Origin of the sequence: Sphingomonas sp. OV641, assembly GCF_900109205.1 — a bacterium.
GTDB lineage: Bacteria > Pseudomonadota > Alphaproteobacteria > Sphingomonadales > Sphingomonadaceae > Sphingomonas.
In genome coordinates this window covers 37,692-56,950 of the sequence record NZ_FNZB01000001.1, presented here as the reverse complement: position 1 = coordinate 56,950, position 19,259 = coordinate 37,692, and the positions used below count along the sequence as shown (strand labels likewise).

Genomic DNA, 19,259 nt, shown 5'->3' with positions numbered 1-19,259 from the left:
TTTACTTGTACCGCCAGCTCGTAAGGTCAGCGCCCTTGGGTGCCGCCGCCTCGATCCGCTTCAGGATCTTGGGCACGTACATCCAATTGTATCGGAGGCGCCCGACGGAATTGGGCTGGGTGGGATCACCATTCCAGCAATGTTCGTCACGATCGCCGTACAATATTTCCCCGCCATAAGCGGGCTGTGCCTTCTTCAGGAAATCTTCCATCAGATACACGGCATTGTTCAGATAGAAGTTGTCCATGTCACCGACATAGATGTGGATCTTGCCCTGCAACTTGGGGGCAAGCTTCTGCCAGTCACGTTCCAGGATGTGGCGCATGTCGTAATTGTCGCGCCAGTAAGTCGCGACAGCGGGATCGATCTCGCCGCTGGCCTTGTCCCAGATCCGCTTGGGATAACCGTCCTCGCCCATCGGCGAATACACCGCTTCCCACACGTCCCACTGGCCGCCTGATCGCGTCTTGTCGCCCAGCACCAGCTCCAGGCGGTTCTCGTCCTCGATCGTGTGCGACAGATGGCCCAGGTAATCGCGCTTGCCCGGCTTCGCGACCTTCCCGAACGGGCCGGTCCAGAAATAGGCGTTCTTGTCCTTGTAGATGTCCGTGACCATCGTCTGCCGGAAATCGATCGGATCCGGGCAGGCGGCGAAGGCACCATTATATTCGTCGGGGTAGAAGACCTGCGCGGCCAATGCTTCCCACCCGCCGGTCGACCCGCCGTACAGGAACCGTGCCCAGCCCTGGCCGATCCCGCGGAATTTCTTCTCCAGCGCCGGGATGAAATCATACGTGATCGCATCGCCATAGGGGCCGATATTCGCCGAATTCACGGCATAGCTGTCGTCATAATAGGGGTTCGAGTGGTCGATCTCGACGATCAGCATCCGCGGGAAGTCGGGCGACACCCATTTCTGGTAGAAGCCATACGCCTCCTGCTGCTCGGTGCGGGCGTAGCAGGTCTCGTTGATGAAGCGCTTGTTCGGCGCGCACTTGATGTTCGCGTCCGGCGGCGTGGTGCGAAACCCGCCGAAATCCTCGGGAAAATGCCCGTGGAAGATCGCGATGGGATAACGGGCCTCGGGATGCTTGTCGAAGTCCTTCGGCACCAGCACATGGCCGCGCATATAGACGTCGCGGCCCCAGAACTTCGACAGCCGCTCGGACTTGAACTTGAAATGCCGGACGAACTCGGTGTCCTTCGGCTCCTCGACCGGGCCGATCACGTCGGTCAGCGTGATCTTGATCTCACCGGCGCGCTTCGGATCGAAGTTCACCTTGATCGGCTTGCTGATGATGTTGCCCGGCTCCTTGCGCCAGTTCTGCCCCGCGCCCCGCGCGGCGGGCAGCTTCACCACCTTGCCATTGCCCAGCTTGAACGTGTCGTACTTATGCAGAACGGCCTGCACATTGTACGTGCCCGCCGGAATATCGGACAGGCTGCGGCCCGGATAGCCCAGCACGTCCGTGCCGATCACCTTGGCCTGCCCGTTGCGGAAATCCTTGACCTGGATGCCGAACACCTGCGCCGCGTCGTGGCTGGCGTCGACCTGAAAGCGCGGCTCCGTCTTGTCGTCCGCCGCCAGCACCAGGATCACCCGGCCCTCATAGGCAGGCTCCTTCGCCCCCGGCGCCGACAGTTCGACCCGAAAATCCTCTGCATGCAACGCATGCGTTCCCATTGTCAGCGCCGCCAATGCAGCGCCGACTGCGAACGTCTTTCGCATGTCACATCCCCTTGTCGCGGCTAGCTCCCCGCTCCGCCGCACGTTGAATGTGACGTACCTGAAATCATTGTCAACGGAATTTTGATCGCATAGCGAACGGACGTTGCAATAGCGCACACATTCGCTCATTGCCGGATCATGGCTGCTGGCCTCGGTCTCGGCGGCCGCGTTCTTGATTCTTTGGCCTGATCCGGCTTTTCCGCAACGGATCGTTAGCCACGCAGCAGCTATTCCGGAGGATGTACGCAATGTCAGCCAGCGAAGGCGACCAGATGGCGGATGATGAAGCGTCCCTGCCGAACGAGGCGGAAGACGGCGACCGGGACTATGTCGCCTCGCTGGCACGCGGCCTGGAAGTCATCTGCGCCTTCACGCGCGACACGCCGTCGATGACGCTGAGCGATGTCGCCAAGGTCACCGGCATGTCACGGGCGACCACCCGGCGCCTGCTGCTCACGCTCGTGCGTGAAGGCTATGCCGAAAAGCGCGACCGTCACTTCTCGCTGCGGCCCAAGGTGCTGCAGCTCGGCTATTCCGCTCTGTCCTCGGTCGGCATTCTGGACATCGTTCAGCCGGTGATGAACGATCTGTCGCAGAAGACGCAGGAATCGATCTACACCGCCGTGCTGACCGGCGACGATGTCACCTATCTCGCGCGATCCACGCCCGATCGCGTGATCTCGGTCAGCATCAACATCGGCAACCGCCTGCCCGCTTATGCGGTGTCGACGGGCCGGGTGTTGCTGGCCGGCGAAAGCGACGAGACGCTTGAACGCTATTTCGATCGCGTGAAGCTGGAAAAGCACACCACCAGCACGGTCAGCTCGGTCAAGCAGTTGCGCGCGATCATCGCCGAAACGCGGGAGCTCGGCTATTCGCTGGTCGATGAGGAACTGGAGGTTGGCGTTCGGTCGCTGTCGGTGCCGATCTACGACGCCAGCGGCCATGTGATCGCCGCGCTGAATGCCTGCTGCCCGTCCATGCGCTTTCCGGTGGCGGACATGCGCGAAAAGCTGGTGCCGGAACTGCGCACCGCGGCGCGAAGCATCAACGAGCGGTTTCAGCAATGACGGGCCGGCGCCGCGAACGGCAGCGCCGGCCCTTCCACGCTCAGGCCGCCGCTTCCTCTTCCACAAAGCCCTTCCAGTTGCGCATATAGGTCACGAACTGCGGGCTCAGCCCCTCGTCCAGCAGATGCTGCGCGGTGACGGGAAGCGCCGGCGACAAATAGTCGCGCTCGCGCCGCACGCGCTCGGGGAAGTCGTGCCGCAGGATCGCGCCCCGGCCGATCACCACGAAGTCGCAGCCGGCCTCCAGAACGCCGCGCGCATCGGCCGCGCTCATCACCTTGCCCGCCGCCCCCAGCCGAACGTCGCCGCGCGGCAGGTCCGTGAAATAGCTCATCAGCGAACGGCCCTGGAATTCCGGCTCCACCGGCTCCTTCGCGACATCCCACAGCGACATGTCGAGATAGTCGATCTGCGCCTGCCGCAGCAGTTCGGCCGCAAGATCCCGGATTTCGGCCAGCTTCAGGCCGAAACGCTCCGGTGACAGCCGCAGACCGATCTGAAAGTCACTGCCGCAGGCCGCGCGAATGCCATCGATGATCTCGAACAGGATGCGCGAACGGTTCTCCAGGCTGCCGCCATAAAGATCGTCGCGCTTGTTGATCTCGGCCGACAGGAACTGCGCCAGGATGTAACCGTGCGCGCCGTGGATCTCCACGCCGTCGAACCCCGCCTGTTCCGAACGCTTGGCGGCGGCGATGAAATCGTCGCGCAGCTGCGCCACTTCGTCCCCCGTCAGTCCGCGCGCGCCGGTTTCGGGGTCATCCGAAGGACATACCGGCGTTCCCACCAGCTCCTTGGGAGAACGGTTGCCGGCATGATGCAACTGTACCGACGAGATCGATCCTTCGGCGCGGATCGCCGCCGCCAGCCGGGTCAGCCCCTCCAGATGTCGGTCGTCGAACACGCCAAGCTGGCCGGCAAACCCCTGCCCGACCGCCTGAACATGCGCCGCAGCCGTCATCGTGATGGCAAAGCCGCCCTTCGCCCGCATCGTCAGCCAGTGCTGCTCCTCCGGCGAAAGCCGCCCGTCGTCGAAACTTTGCTGGTTGGTCAGCGGCGCCAGCATGAAGCGGTTCTTCATGGCGGGTCCGCGCGGCAGCGTCAGCGGTTCGAACAGCTCGTCTGTGCCCACGATCATCTCCTCAGATTCGGTTGCGCACTAACATATGGGGTGTGACACTTGCAGGCGCCCTCGCCCCTTCGCGCGCATCGGCCGGTTCACCGATAATCTTGGCAGCCATTGCCGATCGGGTACAAGCCGCCGGCACGCATTCGGAGATCCTTGATGACCTTCCCACCAGGGCGCGCGGGCGTCGATCACGCGCCGTTCGCTCCCGGTCATCACCAGGGCGTCTTTTACTCCATTCAATATCTCCGCGGCATCGCCTCCCTGATGGTGCTGCTTTATCACGCCGGTTATGATCTGAACCTGATCACCGAGCAGGGCCGCCCCCACTGGCTTGCGTCGGGCGTCGACATCTTCTTTGTCATCAGCGGCTTCGTGATGGTCGCGTCGACCAGCGACCGCGCGGTGACTGCCCGCGGCTTTCTCGCCTCCCGCATCGCCCGCGTCGTTCCGATCTATTGGCTCGCCACGCTCGCGATGGTGGCGGTGCTCGCCGTGCGCGGCAAAGAACTTCCCGGGATCGGCGAAGTCGTCCAATCCTTTCTGTTCATTTTCTACTTCAATGAACGCGTGCAGGATACCAGCCCCATCCTTGGCCCGGGCTGGACCCTGAACTATGAAATCTACTTCTACTTGGTCTTTACCGCGCTGATCCGCTTGCCGATTGCGAAGCGGATTGCCTTGATGGCCGTCCTCTTCGTGATCATTACCGGCCTTCGCCCGCTTGTCCCGTCCGACCATGCTTTTCTGACCCGGATGACGAGTCCGATCCCGCTGGAATTCGTCGCGGGCATGGTGATCGGCTATTGCCGTGCCCGCATCTTGCGGGCGCCGGCGTCGCTCGGTTTCGCTGCCGTCCTCCTTGGCTTTGGTGCGCTCGCGCTGCTCGATCCGCCGCTTCCCCGCGTCGCGTTCTTCGCGCCGCCCGCGGTGCTGATCGTCTTTGGCAGCGTGATCCTGGAACGGCTGTTCGGCCGCCGCCGCTTCGGGCCGCTCGGGGCGCTGGGCGACATCAGCTACAGCCTGTACCTGACGCACCCGCTCCTGCTGGCCATGTTCATTCCGATCGTGGTTCCGCCGCACCTGGCGATGCCGCTGGGCGCGCTGATCGTGGCGGCCTCGATCGGCATCGGCTTCGTGACCTATCGCTGGGTGGAGGTCCCCGCCACGCGCGCCGCTCGCCGGCTCCTTGGCGGTCCAAGGTCGCCGTTGCGATCGCCCGGCACCACCGATATGAAGCCGACCGCCGATTGATCCACGCGCGCTGGGGCGATAGCGGTGCGTTCGGCTTCAATTGCAACGCGCAGGATTTCAACGTGAAGTGGCTCAAGATCCTGCTCGCGGTCGCGGCACTCCTGCTTTTTGCCTTTGGCGTGTTCGTCTGGGCGACGCGGCCCGATGCCGGCCCTGGCAAGGTGGTGGTGCCTGCGAAAACCCCGTTCACCAAGGGCTCCTATTTCGCCTTTGCCCAGCCATGGGGTGGTGAGATGGTGACCGTGTTGAAGCCCTGGTCGCCGCACGCCGACTCCTTTGTCGTCGATCTCGATCGCTTTCCTGCGAACACGACCTTTCACTGGCGCTGGCCCCCGGTCAGCGCCGGCTTCGGGCCGGGCGTCTGGGGCTATGATGCGGTCATGTACGGCAATTACGATGGCGGCGAGCCGGAGCGGCCGTTGCCGCAAATCCGGATGCGCGACCTTCGCGAGCTTCGTCAGCGCTTTGCCTGGACCATGGAAAACCGGTTCGGCGACGGCAACGTCCTGACCGAATTCTATCTTCGTTCAAGCACCACGGATGTGAATGCCAAGGTGATCGAGGTCGGCTGGTTCCTCCACATGCCTGCCAGCACCCGCGCCTTTTTCGAGCGGTCCGCCCCGGTCGGTGTGTTCGTTGATGCGCAGAAGCGCCGCTGGATGGTGCGGATGGCGGAAAAGTTCTGCATGTTCGCGCCCGAGAAGTCCGAGGATCTCCGCAGCGGCACGCTCGATATGCTACCGGCGCTCGAATGGCTGCGGCAAAAGGGAAAGATCAGCGGCGACGAGTGGATGTCTGGCCTGGCGATCGGCGTCGAGCCGGTGCGCGGCCTGGGAAGCCTCTCGGTTGACCAATGGTCGGTGACGATGCGCTGAACGACGGCGGGGGCGGCAGTCGCACGCTCCTGCCTGCCAACGGTTCAGGCATCCGCACTCCCGGATCAGGTGCCGGGGAAACTAAAGCCTCCGTCCGGATTATTGTTACGCAGCCGCCACGTCATCGTCAGGGTCGGCTGGCCGGAATGGAGAGGAATATTCGATGGAAAGTCTGCTGGCGCTCTTTTCCGATCCCACGGCATGGGCCGCTCTGGTCGCGCTGGTGGTGATGGAAGTCGTGCTGGGCATCGACAATCTCGTCTTCATTTCCATCCTCTCGAACAAGCTGCCGGAGGAACAGCGTACGCGGGCACGGCGGATCGGCATCGGCCTCGCATTGGCGATGCGCCTGATTCTGCTGTCGATGATCGCCTGGCTGGTCGGCCTGACCGCCGTCGTCTTCGATCTCGGGCTGCGCGGCCCGCTGAACGATTATGGTCAGCCTGCCTTCGAGACCGCATTCTCCTGGCGAGACTTGATCCTGGTGGCCGGCGGCCTGTTTCTGATCTGGAAGGCAACCAAGGAGATCCATCACAACGTGGACGCGACCCCCAGCGACGACCTGTTGGACAAGAAGCAGGCGGCCGCGATCACCTTCGGGTCCGCGCTGGTGCAGATCGTGCTGCTCGACATGGTGTTCTCGATCGACTCCATCCTCACCGCGGTCGGGATGACGGACAATCTGGCGGTGATGGTGATCGCCGTGCTGACCGCGGTCGGCGCCATGGTCCTCGCCGCCGACCCGCTGGCGAACTTCATCGCCCGCAATCCGACGGTGGTGATGCTCGCGCTCGGCTTCCTTCTGATGATCGGCGCGGTTCTGATTGCCGATGGTTTCGGCGTTCACGTGCCAAAGGGATATATCTACGCGGCGATGGGGTTTTCGGTGCTGGTCGAATTTCTCAACATCCTCGCGCGGCGGGCGCAGCACCGGAAATCGAGCGGTCCCGGGGCTTGATCCCGGTCGCCTGAACTACCTGCCTCGTCCGTCCTCAGCCTGTCCAAGACCACGGCTGAAGGAAATGGCCAGGCAGGTTCCGGTTGAGGCCGATCTGCGCCGAAAGGCGGCCGGAACGCGCCGCCCGCACGACCTTATCGGCCGCTCTCAGCCGGGTGAAAGGGCGAGCAGCTCAGTCCATGAAACGCAGGATCGCTGACTGGCTGCCGCTTGCCATCATCGTTCCATCCTCGGCGAACATATGGATCGCCCCATGCCCAAAGCCGCGGCTCGCGGCACTGATCCTGACGTCGCAAAGCACCCATTCCGTCGGCACGATTCGCGCGATCCGCAGGGTGTTGTCGAGACTGTTGCCGCCGCCGCGCCGCCCGAACGCGGATGCCAGGCCCGATGGCACGAAGTCGGCAAAAATCGCGAGCAGGCTGGTATCCACCGGTGCATTCTCCTTCGTGCGGATCCACACCACCATGCGCCCGTCACTGGACGGCGTTCCGTCGAGCGGCCCCGCGCCATAGCGCCCGGGCGCCAGCCGCACGTCCAGCCGATCCATCAGCGCCGCATCCTGCACGGGCCACAGCGGCCGCGGCTTGCAATCCTCTGGTCGCGGCATGTCGGGCGGTGTTATCCATTGCCCGTCCGGCAGGCCCTCCCGGTCCCCAAGCGCCGCATTGACGGTGAGCACCAGCTTGCCCGCGTCGGTGCCAAGTACCCGAACCTGGCTGACGTTGCGGCCGGCGGACAGGACCTCCACCGTCAGGTCAAGCGTGTCGCCGACGCGTGCATAGGAGATGAACTGCGCGCTGGACCAAATCACCTTCCGCCCGGTGGCGCGCTCCGCGGCAATGGTCGCGGCGCCAAGGCCAACGCCGCCGAACATGAAGACATTGCCAGGCGGGCCGACGCAAATCGGCCTCGTGATGTGAAGTCGAAACACTCCAGCATCGGGTGTTTGCTGCACGTCGAGGAATTGTTCGGTCATTCCTCTGCGTTCACAGGTTAGCAGGCGGCTGTCCAGACAGCTCACTTGCTGCTCTGCATAGCGCTGCTACGCGCGCAGCCGGGCCCGGAAGATCGTCACCCGCAACATTGCCGCGTGGAAAGCTATGGCATTGCCTCATCGTCCTGATCACCCAAAGAATTTGACAGCGAGGCCAATCGCCGACTTACCGCATGGAGCGGATCCGCTGCCGTCAGGCGGGCCGCGCAAGAGGGGCTTTCGTTGCGTCGTCGCCGTCCATGACCGAAGCTCGCACGCGTGCTGCGGTGCGGACCGGGCCTGAAAACATGCGCATGGACATTAGGATCGACGATCAGCGCGATCGAACGGGGAGAATATAGTGAGCTGGAATTCCCGAAAATCGGCTGTGTCACACGAGGATGTGAAGCCGGAACATCGTCTAACGCAGAGCCTGTCATGGCCACATCTGATCGCGCTGGGCGTCGGTGCGATCGTCGGCACGGGCATTCTCACGCTGATCGGCGTTGGCGCCGACAAGGCCGGCCCCAGCGTCATCCTGTCATTCGTCATCGCCGGCCTGATCTGCGCCTGCGCTGCCCTCGCCTATGCCGAGATGGCCACGATGATCCCCGCCTCGGGCAGCGCCTATACCTATTCCTATGTCGTGGTTGGTGAACTGTTCGCCTGGGTGGTCGGCTGGAGCCTGATCCTGGAATATTCACTGGTCGTCAGCGCAGTCGCCGTTGGCTGGGCCGGCTATGCTGCTCCCCTGTTACACGAGGCGTTTGGCGTTCCGATGGCGCTGATGCAGGGGCCGGAGATCGGCGGGATCGTGAACATCCCCGCCGTCGTGATCATCTTTGTCGTTGCCGGTCTGCTGATCCTTGGCACGCGCGAAAGTGCGACGCTGAATGCGGTGCTGGTGCTGGTGAAGCTTGTCGCGCTCGTCGTGTTCGTGGCCGTGACGCTCCCCGCATTCAACAGCGCGAACTTCGATCCGTTCATGCCCTTTGGCTTCGGCAAGGCGATGTCCGCCGATGGAGTTGAGCGAGGCGTCATGGCCGCCGCGGCGATCATCTTCTTCGCGTTCTACGGCTTTGATGCGATCGCAACCGCGGCGGAGGAAACCAAGAACCCCAGCCGTGATCTTTCGATCGGGATTGTCGGCTCCATGGTGATCTGCGTCTTGATCTACATGGCGGTTGCCGCCGCGGCGATCGGCGCGCTTGCCTATACGTCCTTCGCTAACAGCCCGGAACCGCTGGCGCTGATCCTGCGCGAACTCCAGCACCCTTGGGCGGCGCGCTATCTCGCCATTTCCGCCGTGATCGCCCTTCCCACCGTGATCCTCGCCTTCTTCTACGGGCAAAGCCGCATCTTCTTCGTGATGGCGCGCGACGGACTTCTTCCGCAAAGCCTGGCAAGGGTGTCGGAGCGCGGATCACCCACGCGAGTCACCTTGTTCACCGCAGCGATCGTGGCCGTGCTTGCCGGTCTCATCCCGCTGAACGAGCTTGCCGCCTTGGCTAACGCAGGCACGCTCGTGGCGTTCGGCGCGGTCGCCGGTTGCATGCTCATCATGCGGCGGCGTGCGCCGGAGGCCGAGCGCAAGTTCCGCGTGCCAGCCGCCGCGCTGGTGGGCGCCATCGCGATCTTCGGCTGTGCTTACCTCTTCTACAGCTTGCCCCGCACCACGCAGATCTACTTCGCCGTGGCGCAGGTCGTCGGCCTGGTGATCTACTTCACTGTTGGACGTCGCGGCAGCGTAGCCGGAGCACGTGGCTGAGCGCACAACCGAAGCAAAGGAATGCTATTGAAAACGCGAGAGGTCCCGCCGGAACCGGCGGGACCTTTCGTACCCTCGAAACGTCCTACTGAAGAACCGCGCGGCTGCGCCAGACGTCGCGCGCGTTCATGCCCTATAGCATGGATGAGCTACCATAAGCGGGGTAGTTGGTCGGTGCGACTAGATCAGATCAGGTCTGCGGAGCGATCCTCCCGCGTGACTTTGGAGTCGACCAGAGGGGTCCGGCTCCCAAGCTCAAGCCGTATCGCGCGGAGGAGCCCAGACCATGTACGAAACCCAGACATATGGCGAAATGGAGACCGATCCCTTTGAGCTGAACGAAGCGGACGGGTACGGTTTCATGCAGGCCGAGAGCGAGACCGGCGCCGGGGCAAACGGCGGACTGGCCGAGTATGAAGCCCTTGTCGGCGGCAGCAGCAGCGACGGCTTCGATGGGTTTGACGGGTTCGACCAGGAAGCTTGGGAGGGAGAAAGCTTCGACCAATTCGAGCCGTTCGACCAATTCGATCAGTTCGGCGACATGGAAGGCGACCCGTTTTTCGGCAAGATCTGGAATGCGGCGAAAAAGGCCGCAAAGGTTGTCGCCCCCATTGCCAAGAAGTTTGCCCCCGCCATCGGCAGTGTCATTGGCGGCGCATTGGGCGGACCGGCCGGCGCGGCCATCGGCGGCAAGCTCGGCGGCTTCGTCAAGAACATGGAGGCGGAGGATGAGGGCGAGACCGAGGATGAGCTGAACGCTCCCGTCCGCGTCCCGGCGACCGACGATCAGCTTTCCGAGGCGATGGCTGCCGCGGCTGCCAGATCCACACCGCTGGATGCCAGCGCCCTTGGCTCGGCACTCACCGTGACCATCGCGAGTAGAGCGCCGCTTCCGGTGAAGGCCGTGATGCCCGTGCTGGCCAAGGCCGGAAGCGATGTGGCGCGGCGCCTTGCCACCAGCCGTGATCCGAGGGCCAAGGCGCTGATCCGCACCCTTCCGACCATCCAGAAGAAGACAGTGGCAACGCTGACCCGGAAGGTTCAATCCGGTCGCCCCGTAACCCCACGTACGGCCGTTCGCGTGATGGCACGCCACGCCAGCCGCACGCTTTCCAACCCCCAGGTGATCGCAAAGGCGCTGGCGGACAATGCGGCGAAAAAGCGCGGCATTGACAAGAAAGCCGTGGCTGCTGCGGAGCGTTTCTTCTAAACTCCTCCCACCCCGAACTGGGGAGACGAGCCGTGAGAGTCGAGGATGTCGACCGACTGGTAAGCGACGCGGGGCTCGCCCTGGTGAACGCCCAGCATTACGCGGCTACGGTAGCGGCCGTTACACCGCGGCAATATGCGGCGCGGCAGCTTGCCGCCACGCGCGAGGTGCAGGGCAACTTCGTCGCCAAGCTACAGGGAAGATTTGGCGCTGTCCTTCCCTTCATGCACCTTCTGGACGGTGGACGGCGGCAAGCCCTGGCTCGCGTAGCCGGCATGTTGAACCACAGCCGCCAGTTGCTCGCCACCCGGCCCGGCCGGACGGACACGCTGCCGGGCATCGGGCCGGCACGTCCGCCTAAAGGGAAAGCCAACGCCGAACTGCCGTCTCAAATGTCCGGTCAATCTGACGGCGAACTCAGGCCCGGCGCGCGTCGCCGGGCCGGACTTGCCCCTTCTCGTGAACGGATTCGGGTAGATCGGCTGCGGACAAGTCGCGCTCAAATGCGCAGCCGTGCCGCGCAGAGCAAGCGCGAACACCGCCGCGCGCTCCTGGTCCGTTATCGGCGCGTGGCGCCCTCCGCGTTTCGCAAGGGGGTGGAGACCACCCTGGTGCGCCGAGGTTATCCGCTTCGCTTGGTCGCACTCGTCATCTCCGTCGCGGCGAGCGACTTTGTGCAAACCATGGGCAAGCTGCTGGGAGACGCAGACGGATCATCCCCGCTGACTGACACGGTCGTGAACGCGGCCATCGCCTCCGCGCTCGCCGTGGCTGCGAACCGGGCCGGCATCATTGACCCGCCGGCGATCGAGGCTGCTGCCAAACTGATCAGTCAGTTCCTGTCCGCCACCTCGGCGATGCGCGAGCAGGAGTCTGAACCACGCCGGTTGGATGAGAATACCGGGCAACAGTCGCTGCGCTGGGGATTGGCGTCGTGACCAGCATGGCCGCCCTCCGCAGCAGCAAACCGGATGCGGCCGGCGTGATCGCACCGACGAGTGCGACGCTCAGTCCTGCCAATCCGCCTGCAGCTCTCACCTATTTCGCCTGGCGGACGGCGGTGAACTCGCGCCGCTATGTGGATGGCCTGCGCCCATTCAGGCCCGGTGAGTTTGGCTCCGGCCCATCCTCCCCCAGTGCCGCCCATCTCGATGCCGTTAATCGCATGATCGGTGCCGCACGGCTCCGTCAGGAACGTGAGGAGCGCAAGCTGGCGCTCCAGGCCCGCGACGTACTGAGAGGCGGTGATGCCGCCCGCAATGCGCTCCTGACCGTGAAGGAACGCAGCGAGACTCTGGCGCGAGAAACCGAGCAGGTCTGGGAATTCTACCTGAATATGTTCGGTCAACGGACCGGCCCGTTTGCCGCCTGGCTGGGCGCCCTCGATCGGGTGGCTCTCGACTGCTACCAAGCGGTCTATCTCGGCCTTGGTCGAGCCCGCTCCATCCCCTCCCCCTCTCCGTTCTCCTACATGGAGACCGGCTTCGGACCCGCGACATTTCGAAGGGGTGTCCGGCTGGCCCGGCTCGGTCGACAGCCAAACCCGTTTCCTTTGGTGAAGATACCCTATCACCGGCTGCTGAATCCGTGGTCGCTTGGCGCCGTCCCGCACGAGGTGGCCCATAACCTCCAGAGTGATCTCGGACTGTGGGAGGTGATGCCCGATCGCATCGGTGCGCAGTTCAAGCGTAAGGGCCTGCCATCCCGCAATGCCGCCGTGTGGCAGCGCTGGCACAAGGAAACCTATGCCGATCTCGCCGGGGTGCTGCTGATCGGCCCTGCCTACGTCGGCTCGCTGATGGATGTGGTGGGGCGGTCGCGCGAATCCAGCGCGGCATGGAACGACGAAGCAGTTCATCCGACGCCAATCATTCGCGTGCCGCTCGGCCTGCGATTGTTGGAGCGCATCGGCTTCGGGGGAGACGCCCGCGCGTTCCGCCGCGCCTGGGACGCCTTGTACCCGCGCGCTGCCTGGGAGCCGGTGCCCGCCTGGGTTCGTGCGCGGCTTGACGAACAGATCGACGCGGTACTCGACGCCATCTGCTTTCAGCGTTTCGATCAATATGGCGGCAAGGCATTGTGCAACGTCGTCCGCTTCGAACCGAAGCACGCCTCGCTGGTACGGGAGGCAGCGGAGCGGCTGCAGGTGGGAATGGACACGGGCGTCTTGCCGGAGCGGTTCCTCATCGCCGCCGTGCGCCAGGCGCTCGCCTGGGCCAAGACGTCGCCGGACGTGCTCGCCCGCAATTTCTACGCCGCTTTGGGGAGAGGGTGAATGATCGCCGCCTCCACATCCCGGCGAGAGCCGCATGATCTGCCACTATCCGGCTTCCGCGACGTGCTTGAAACCACGTTGCGGCAGATCCGGCAGGCGCGCTTGCCGATCGGCAAGCTACGTCATCGCGGCGAAACGCGGCTCCTTACCAATCTGATCGAGGCGTTGCGGGTGGCGGAACGGCGCGGATCAGAGGCGATCGCTGCCCTGACCGAGCACCAGCCCGGCGCAGCCGTCAGCCACGCGGTGGAATTGTGCGACGTGCTTCGAGACGGCGTGCTCAATCGCGACAATTCCGATGATCTGGACCGGGAACTTCAGGGTGAAGGAGCAGCGGGCCAGAACGCGGCGCTATGGTCTTTGACCGAGCGTCATTTCGAGGCGCTGCAGAAGAGCTGCGGAGAACTGGCCGAAACGATCGTGGCGGTCTCGCCTGGCCTGGATGTGAAGGAGGCATATGTCATGAGCACCACGGACGATCCCGTCGGGCGGCAATTCAGCGACATGAGTGAGATCGCCGCGGCGGTGGCGCTGCTCGGCGGGGGATCCGCGGCGATCGGCCGCACATCCGGGCGCCGGTTCGATACCGTCTCCGATCAGATGTCGGCGACGCTCGATGCCATCGGATTGCCGCATGACGGTGTTCAGCTGTCCTCCGGCAGCAACCCGGATGCCGCGCGCACGCGCCTGGTAGAGGCGCTTTCGCGCAATTTCAGCTCGCGCGAACGAGACGGCAATCGGATCTACCAGCGCACCGCCCCTCAGCCGTTCAGCCGGGATACCTATGGCTCAAGCCAGCTTCTGCGCGGTCGAGGCCTGGTCAACGCAAACCTGTTGCGGGCAGAGGCCGATGCGCTCCTGGGCATCCTTGATCGCCTGCCCAGCATGGCCCGCTTCCAGCTCGCATCTTCAAGATCGGAGGGGCCAATCGAACGGGAGATCATCCGGGCCGAACTCGATGCGCTTGTGGAAACCGCTCGAGACCCGATGGGCGTGAACCCGCCGCGCGCCCGTTTCCAGTTGCGCCGGCTCAATCAGGCGATTGGCGACTATCTCGACAATGCGGAGATCATCGAGATCGACGGTACTGCCCGACCCTGCCTCTCCGACGCGCTTGCCGCGGCAGAAAGTGTGGAAAAGCAAGTCGATCTCATGACCGGCTTCCGGGACAACGAACTTTGCGCCCCCACCAGCGTGGTGCGCGATGAAGAAGTTCGCACCGAACTGGCGAACCTCATCTCGCTCCAGGAGTCGATCTGCAAGCGTCTGACCGCCAGTCGGAACAGCCCGCAATTGGGCGTAGCGGCAGCGCGGCTGGAGGAACTGCTCACCGCTGCGCTGACCTCGGTGGATCAACTCGAGGCCTATCTGGAGCAATCCGGCACGGACATTCCCGAACAGGACGTGCAATTAGAACCCGAAAGCGAGGACGGTGGCACCGTGCGCCTCTCGATTGGCCAGTTCATCCGTTGGGTCCGTTCAACGGCGCTTCCCTATGCGGACGCCGAACACCGCGCGGCGACACTGCGGCGCAATCACGCGCGATTGCTCGCTGGCGAGTTGCAAAGCCTGTCGGAAGCGGCGGGCCGCTTCGCCGAAAGTCGCCGTCTCGGGCTGTCCCGCCCCTTGCCCCGAATCCAACTGCTTGAGCTTGCCGGCTACCTCAACTCGGCTGGCGAGCAAGCCCGGATCCTCGCTGGAAAGCAGGCAAGCGACAGCCAGGATTGATCTTCATGCGTTGTTCTCGAACCGGAGCCGCACACCATGGCCGACCATCCGCAAACCCTAGGTGAGCTGAACGACCTGCTCGCGAAACTGCAGGCTCTTCGCGCCACGATGGTTCGTGACGCCCGAGACGAGTTGGCGAAGACGCCTGCGCAGGCAGAGCTCATCAACCAATACATCAGCGATGCGGAAACGCTGCTGATGGATGCCCTGAAAACGGTTCCCGGCGTTCCCGAAGACGATGGCGGGCTCGCCAGCCTGATCGGCCTTGGCGATCGTGTCGCGTCCCGACTGGATGAGGTGAGGCCGGCGCCGCTCGTCCCTACCTATGATGATCAGATCAGCCGCGATCGGCTGACCGCGGTTGCCGACCTCTATTACATCTATCAGCATGAGCGGGCGGGGGTGTTCCGAGGCGTGCTGAAGCTGCAGCAGCTTTTCCAGTCGGGGGAGGTGCGGCTGTCGGACGGGCCGGGAGCGCTCTCGCTCTACCAATTCGATCGCAAACGCGTACTGCGTTACACGCAGCGCGAGCGCCGCTCCGTGTACCGCAAGGTCTTCGGGTATACCGAGTCCCTCCCACCGGATGGCGCAGAACCCAACACCGCCTTTCACGCGCTGCTCAGCACCTTCTGCCAGCACGTCTCCCGCTTCTTCGAAGACAAAAGGGTGTCCGAGGTTCTCCGCCCCGATGGCGGACGGGAAACCTTCGGTAGCATGGCGGTGGTGCGCCGATCCGGGCTGGACCTCAGACACAACCTTAAGCAGGTTTCATACGGCCACGTGGCCGTGCTTCGCAGCGAGGTGATGACGCTGCTACAGGAAGCCTTCGACATTCTAGGGTCGAACGACGTGATCAATCTTTTCGGCGCCGACAATGCCTGGGACGCGCTGGAAGAAATCATGAAGCGCTACCTGAAGGAGATCCCGGTCACCTCGCAGCGCAGCCGAATGGCTGTCACCGGACGCGAGATCCTGCGCTGGCTGGCCGAGGACTATCTCCTCAACACGGTTAGGATCGACTTCGAGTCCTTGCTGGAGGCGATCGTCGACGCGTGCGACGATTGGCTGACCAGCGCGGAGTCGCTGGGGCTGCGAAACCAGCCAGGCGCCTTGCGGGACAATGTGGTCACGTTCAGGCCGGCGGCGCGGGCGTCGCGGAGAGTGCCTTCATAGGGCTGCGAACAGGCGGCTGGGGAAGCTAGATGCGGTCCGGTATCCACTTTTCAGGGCAGGAACGGTTCGAGCCGTGGCCCGCGCCTGAACGATCGCCGTGGAGCCCCGCAGGGCTACCGCTCGGGGCTCCCTCGCTCACGTCGCTGGATGCTCTTTCTCCCCGCGAGCGTGAGATCGCTGACATGGTCGCGCGCGGACTTTCCAACAAGGCGGTGGCCATCCATCTGGGGATCAGCCACTGGACAGTTTCCACGCACTTGCGGCGGATCTTCGCGAAGCTGGACATCAACGGCCGCATTGAGCTTTGCCGACTTGTGATTACGTGCACACGGTTGTGAGGTACACCAGAGGATGCGGCCAGACCGACATGATCCAGGCTCACAGGCGGGTTGCGGCATGCACTCGAAGAACTCGAACTCGAACAAGGCGCCACCGGCACGCACCGGCATTTAGCGGCACGCAGCCTTCGGTCAGCGTTCAACCAGCATGTCGTAGAGGTGCCATGTGGCATAGCCGAGGACCGGGAGTGCCACGGCCAGACCCACAAACAGCGGGATACAGGCTGCCGCGAGGATGAGCGCCACCATCAAGCCCCAACGGCTCATCGCCATCGGGTTTGCCGAGACGGCGCGGATCGAGGTTCGCACGGCGGTTATTCCACTAACGGGTTTGTCCACCACCATCGGCACGGACACGACGGTTAGCGCAAGCGTCAGTGCCGCGATACAGGCGCCGACCGCATTGCCGAGCACGATTAGCGTCCACCCTTCCGGCGTGGTGAACAGAGCATGTAAGAACCCGCCCAGACCGCGAGGCTCCAGCCGGCCCAGCGTGGCTTGATACAATGTCCACGCGATCAACAGCCACGCGAAGAAAAGCATGATCAGCATCGCCCCAATCGCAAGGATGCCGTGCCGTCGCGCAGGTCGAAGCGGATCCAGGAAGTGGGACCAGCCGGCTTCCTTCCCTTCGGCGCGCCGTTTCGCGATCTCATAAAACCCGGCTGCGACCAAAGGGCCGACAATGGACAATCCCGCGACCAGCGGGAAAAACAAGGGGAGCAAGGCGCCTTCCAGCGTCACTGCAGCGACAAACAGGCCGATAAGCGGATACAAGACGCCGACGAACAGCACGTCGCCCCGCTTGGCGAGAAAGTCTTCCCAGCCCAGCCGCAACGCGCGGCGTAGATCGGCAGGTGCGATCGTCCTTACGCCGGGCAGTTCAGCCGTGTCGCTCGTATGAGTCGAATGAACGGTGGCTCTGATCATGGCAGACACTCGCGCTCTGCAAGCGGGGGTCTCATCCCTCTGTCGCCATCATGCTCGCGGCACCTTCGGTGGCGATGGCGCCTGTATACACCTCAACGCGCGCGCTTTCGAGTCCGGACAGATCGGATTATTGCTGTCATCCGATTGCTCTGCCGCGGTTCCGATCAGCTGGTTGCCTAAGAACCGCCACCAGCACCAGCTTCAGCGCCTCCCGCTACCGCTTCGGATAGCTGGCGAGCTTGACGCGCAGCAGCTGCGGCGCGGCGGTGAAGTTCAGCCCCCAATCGGCCTGATCGCCGTTCCACACGCGCTCGAACACCCATTTGCCGGCGGCGTCGTAATGGCCTTCCTCAATCCGGTCGTAGAGGATGTTGGCGCGCGTCTCGTCCGCCAGCGCGAAGTCTATGCGCGCGCGGTAGCCGGTGACGAGATATTCGTCGGGCGCCAGTTCCGCGATGGCTACGCCGCCCGAGGGCTCGGGATTGCCCTTGGGTGGCGCCATGCCGAAGTCGGAGCGGCCGAAGCTGGCGGTGGCGACATATTTGCCGAGCTTCATCACCTGCTGGTGCTGGTCGGCGGGATCGTTGGGCTCGGCGGCGCCCCAGGTCTTGCCGGCAAAGGCGCGCTCGGCCCAAAGCCGCGCGATCGGGCGGAACAGCGCGAAGTTCGCGGCGAACGGAGCGATCGCTTCGGCGTTCAGCTTGGGGGTCAGCGGCAGCGTGGGCAAATAGCGATTGCCGTCCACGCCGAAAGGCGCCCAGCCGATTGCGCCGCGCCCGACCGCCTCGAAGAAGTAGCGGGCGTATTCCTTTGAGTGGCCGGTCTCGGGCACCATCAGCGGATTGTCCGGCCGATCATAGGCGGCAAGGAAGCCGCGATAGGCCTTGTGATCGGGATTGTAGATGTCGGGCGCGAGCAAGTCGAGGTGCGGGGCGGCGGCCTTGTACACGTCGATCACGGTGTTGGCAGGCCCGCCGCTCGCGTAGCTTTTCGGCTCCTGCCAGGTGAATGGATCGCCGGGAAGCGCGGCGTTGACGTACATCGGGATCGGCTTGATCGCCTTCCCGGCCGCGGCGACCTGATCAATGTATCGGGCGACGTGCCAGGCGTGGAAATAGAGCTCAGCATCGCGGCCGAAGACGCGGGTCCAGTCGCCCGGCTGCTTCTTCGTCTGCTTGATCAGCGCGGCGGGCACCGGGGCGGCGAAGGCGGCATCCGCCTCGGGCGAATGATCGCGCGGCAGGCCGTAGGAACCGGGTTCGTTCTGCACCTGCACCATCAATACGGTGTTCTGCGGATCGGCCTGCTTCAGGTGGCGGATGAAGGCGGCGAAGGCGCGGCTGTCCGCCGCCAGCGTCTCGCGACCGAAGGGCGATAGCGCGTAGTGGTTGGTGCCATCGGGCTTGCGCATGCGCGGGAAGCGCTTGTTGTCCAGCTTGACCCAACTAGGCGTGTATTGCGGGTTGGTGTTCTTCCAGGTGCCGAACCAGAGGAGGACGAGGCGCAGATCGCGTTCGCGCGCCTGGGCGAGCAGGAGGTCGAGGTAGGAGAAGTCGAACTTGCCTTCCTCGCGCTCGATCTGCTCCCAGGCGATCGGCACCTCGACGGTGTTGACGTGGAGCGCCTCCATTACCGGCCAGACCTTTGCCATCGCGGCGGGCCAGGCGCTGCTGTTGTTGACCTGCGCGCCGAGCATCAGGAAGGGCGCGCCGTCGACGATCAGCGCATGGCGGCCGTTGCTGCTCGCGATGCGCGGCACGGGCGTTTCCTGCGCCGCCAGCGGCGCGGCGAGCGCGAGCGCCATGGCCGTGACGGCTCGAATGTTTTTCAGCTTTCCTCTCCTGGCGAT

Annotated in this window: 16 protein-coding genes; 11 read left to right on the top strand and 5 right to left on the bottom strand. The window is 64.0% G+C overall.

Translation table 11 applies throughout. From position 1 onward, the window contains the following. Position 1 precedes the first annotated feature (1 nt). Positions 2-1,729 carry an alpha/beta hydrolase gene (locus BMX36_RS00240; protein ID WP_093063248.1) on the bottom strand — a complete coding sequence of 576 codons (1,728 nt, stop codon included), beginning with the start codon at positions 1,727-1,729 and terminating at the stop codon, positions 2-4. Positions 1,730-1,977: 248 nt separating this feature from the next. Between BMX36_RS00240 and BMX36_RS00235 the strand changes: the two genes are divergently transcribed. Then, positions 1,978-2,799, top strand: a complete 822-nt coding sequence (locus tag BMX36_RS00235) for an IclR family transcriptional regulator domain-containing protein (RefSeq protein ID WP_177178965.1) — start codon at positions 1,978-1,980, stop codon at positions 2,797-2,799. A 40-nt stretch (positions 2,800-2,839) separates the two neighbouring features. Here the strand turns inward: BMX36_RS00235 and BMX36_RS00230 are convergent, their stop codons facing one another. Further along, a complete protein-coding gene (locus BMX36_RS00230) occupies positions 2,840-3,937 on the bottom strand; it encodes an NADH:flavin oxidoreductase (protein WP_093063246.1) in 1,098 nt (365 codons plus the stop codon). 147 nt (positions 3,938-4,084) lie between these two features. Between BMX36_RS00230 and BMX36_RS00225 the strand changes: the two genes are divergently transcribed. The 3 genes from BMX36_RS00225 to BMX36_RS00215 all read left to right on the top strand — a co-directional run bounded on the left by BMX36_RS00225 (position 4,085) and on the right by BMX36_RS00215 (position 7,012). Then, positions 4,085-5,179, top strand: coding sequence for an acyltransferase family protein (locus BMX36_RS00225; RefSeq protein ID WP_093063245.1), 1,095 nt, complete (start codon positions 4,085-4,087; stop codon positions 5,177-5,179). After that, complete coding sequence (locus BMX36_RS00220) at positions 5,176-6,054, top strand: hypothetical protein (RefSeq protein ID WP_093063244.1); 879 nt, start codon at positions 5,176-5,178, stop codon at positions 6,052-6,054. The genes BMX36_RS00225 and BMX36_RS00220 overlap by 4 nt, the downstream gene beginning before the upstream one ends. A 163-nt stretch (positions 6,055-6,217) precedes the next feature. Next, positions 6,218-7,012, top strand: coding sequence for a TerC family protein (locus tag BMX36_RS00215; RefSeq protein WP_066777268.1), 795 nt, complete (start codon positions 6,218-6,220; stop codon positions 7,010-7,012). A gap of 172 nt (positions 7,013-7,184) precedes the next feature. Here the strand turns inward: BMX36_RS00215 and BMX36_RS00210 are convergent, their stop codons facing one another. Continuing rightward, positions 7,185-7,991, bottom strand: a complete 807-nt coding sequence (locus BMX36_RS00210) for an acyl-CoA thioesterase (RefSeq protein ID WP_093063243.1) — start codon at positions 7,989-7,991, stop codon at positions 7,185-7,187. A gap of 358 nt (positions 7,992-8,349) precedes the next feature. Here BMX36_RS00210 and BMX36_RS00205 point away from each other — a divergent pair, with 358 nt between their 5' ends. From BMX36_RS00205 to BMX36_RS22345, 7 genes are all read left to right on the top strand, one after another. Continuing rightward, positions 8,350-9,756 (top strand): amino acid permease, encoded by a 1,407-nt coding sequence (locus tag BMX36_RS00205; RefSeq protein ID WP_093063242.1) that lies wholly within the window; start codon positions 8,350-8,352, stop codon positions 9,754-9,756. 286 nt (positions 9,757-10,042) lie between these two features. After that, the gene (locus BMX36_RS00200; RefSeq protein ID WP_066777278.1) at positions 10,043-10,966 is read left to right on the top strand and encodes a hypothetical protein; all 924 of its coding nucleotides are present in this window, start codon (positions 10,043-10,045) and stop codon (positions 10,964-10,966) included. 32 nt (positions 10,967-10,998) lie between these two features. Beyond that, on the top strand, positions 10,999-11,904 hold the full coding sequence (locus tag BMX36_RS21255; RefSeq protein WP_218142112.1) for a hypothetical protein: 906 nt from the start codon (positions 10,999-11,001) through the stop codon (positions 11,902-11,904). Then, a complete protein-coding gene (locus BMX36_RS00190) occupies positions 11,901-13,241 on the top strand; it encodes a hypothetical protein (protein WP_143058482.1) in 1,341 nt (446 codons plus the stop codon). The genes BMX36_RS21255 and BMX36_RS00190 overlap by 4 nt, the downstream gene beginning before the upstream one ends. Next, entirely contained in the window at positions 13,242-14,969 is a 1,728-nt protein-coding gene (locus BMX36_RS00185; protein ID WP_093063239.1) for a hypothetical protein, read from the top strand. A 36-nt stretch (positions 14,970-15,005) separates the two neighbouring features. After that, on the top strand, positions 15,006-16,142 hold the full coding sequence (locus tag BMX36_RS00180; RefSeq protein ID WP_093063238.1) for a hypothetical protein: 1,137 nt from the start codon (positions 15,006-15,008) through the stop codon (positions 16,140-16,142). A gap of 29 nt (positions 16,143-16,171) precedes the next feature. Then, the gene (locus BMX36_RS22345; RefSeq protein ID WP_082745997.1) at positions 16,172-16,480 is read left to right on the top strand and encodes a helix-turn-helix domain-containing protein; all 309 of its coding nucleotides are present in this window, start codon (positions 16,172-16,174) and stop codon (positions 16,478-16,480) included. Between the two features lie 132 nt (positions 16,481-16,612). Here the strand turns inward: BMX36_RS22345 and BMX36_RS00170 are convergent, their stop codons facing one another. Both BMX36_RS00170 and BMX36_RS00165 read right to left on the bottom strand, forming a co-directional pair. Beyond that, complete coding sequence (locus BMX36_RS00170) at positions 16,613-17,275, bottom strand: DUF2189 domain-containing protein (RefSeq protein ID WP_256210586.1); 663 nt, start codon at positions 17,273-17,275, stop codon at positions 16,613-16,615. Between the two features lie 349 nt (positions 17,276-17,624). Further along, complete coding sequence (locus tag BMX36_RS00165; protein ID WP_093063236.1) at positions 17,625-19,214, bottom strand: DUF5597 domain-containing protein; 1,590 nt, start codon at positions 19,212-19,214, stop codon at positions 17,625-17,627. Positions 19,215-19,259 lie beyond the last annotated feature (45 nt).

What these genes read in the sequence shown, in the direction of transcription:
- BMX36_RS00185 (WP_093063239.1), top strand. Translation starts at nt 13,242, where the DNA reads ATGATCGCCGCCTCCACATCCCGGCGAGAGCCGCATGATCTGCCACTA.
- BMX36_RS00235 (WP_177178965.1), top strand. Translation starts at nt 1,978, where the DNA reads ATGTCAGCCAGCGAAGGCGACCAGATGGCGGATGATGAAGCGTCCCTG.
- BMX36_RS00200 (WP_066777278.1), top strand. Translation starts at nt 10,043, where the DNA reads ATGTACGAAACCCAGACATATGGCGAAATGGAGACCGATCCCTTTGAG.
- BMX36_RS22345 (WP_082745997.1), top strand. Translation starts at nt 16,172, where the DNA reads ATGCGGTCCGGTATCCACTTTTCAGGGCAGGAACGGTTCGAGCCGTGG.
- BMX36_RS00180 (WP_093063238.1), top strand. Translation starts at nt 15,006, where the DNA reads ATGGCCGACCATCCGCAAACCCTAGGTGAGCTGAACGACCTGCTCGCG.
- BMX36_RS00215 (WP_066777268.1), top strand. Translation starts at nt 6,218, where the DNA reads ATGGAAAGTCTGCTGGCGCTCTTTTCCGATCCCACGGCATGGGCCGCT.
- BMX36_RS00240 (WP_093063248.1), bottom strand. Translation starts at nt 1,729, where the DNA reads ATGCGAAAGACGTTCGCAGTCGGCGCTGCATTGGCGGCGCTGACAATG.
- BMX36_RS00230 (WP_093063246.1), bottom strand. Translation starts at nt 3,937, where the DNA reads ATGATCGTGGGCACAGACGAGCTGTTCGAACCGCTGACGCTGCCGCGC.
- BMX36_RS00210 (WP_093063243.1), bottom strand. Translation starts at nt 7,991, where the DNA reads ATGACCGAACAATTCCTCGACGTGCAGCAAACACCCGATGCTGGAGTG.
- BMX36_RS00165 (WP_093063236.1), bottom strand. Translation starts at nt 19,214, where the DNA reads ATGGCGCTCGCGCTCGCCGCGCCGCTGGCGGCGCAGGAAACGCCCGTG.
- BMX36_RS00225 (WP_093063245.1), top strand. Translation starts at nt 4,085, where the DNA reads ATGACCTTCCCACCAGGGCGCGCGGGCGTCGATCACGCGCCGTTCGCT.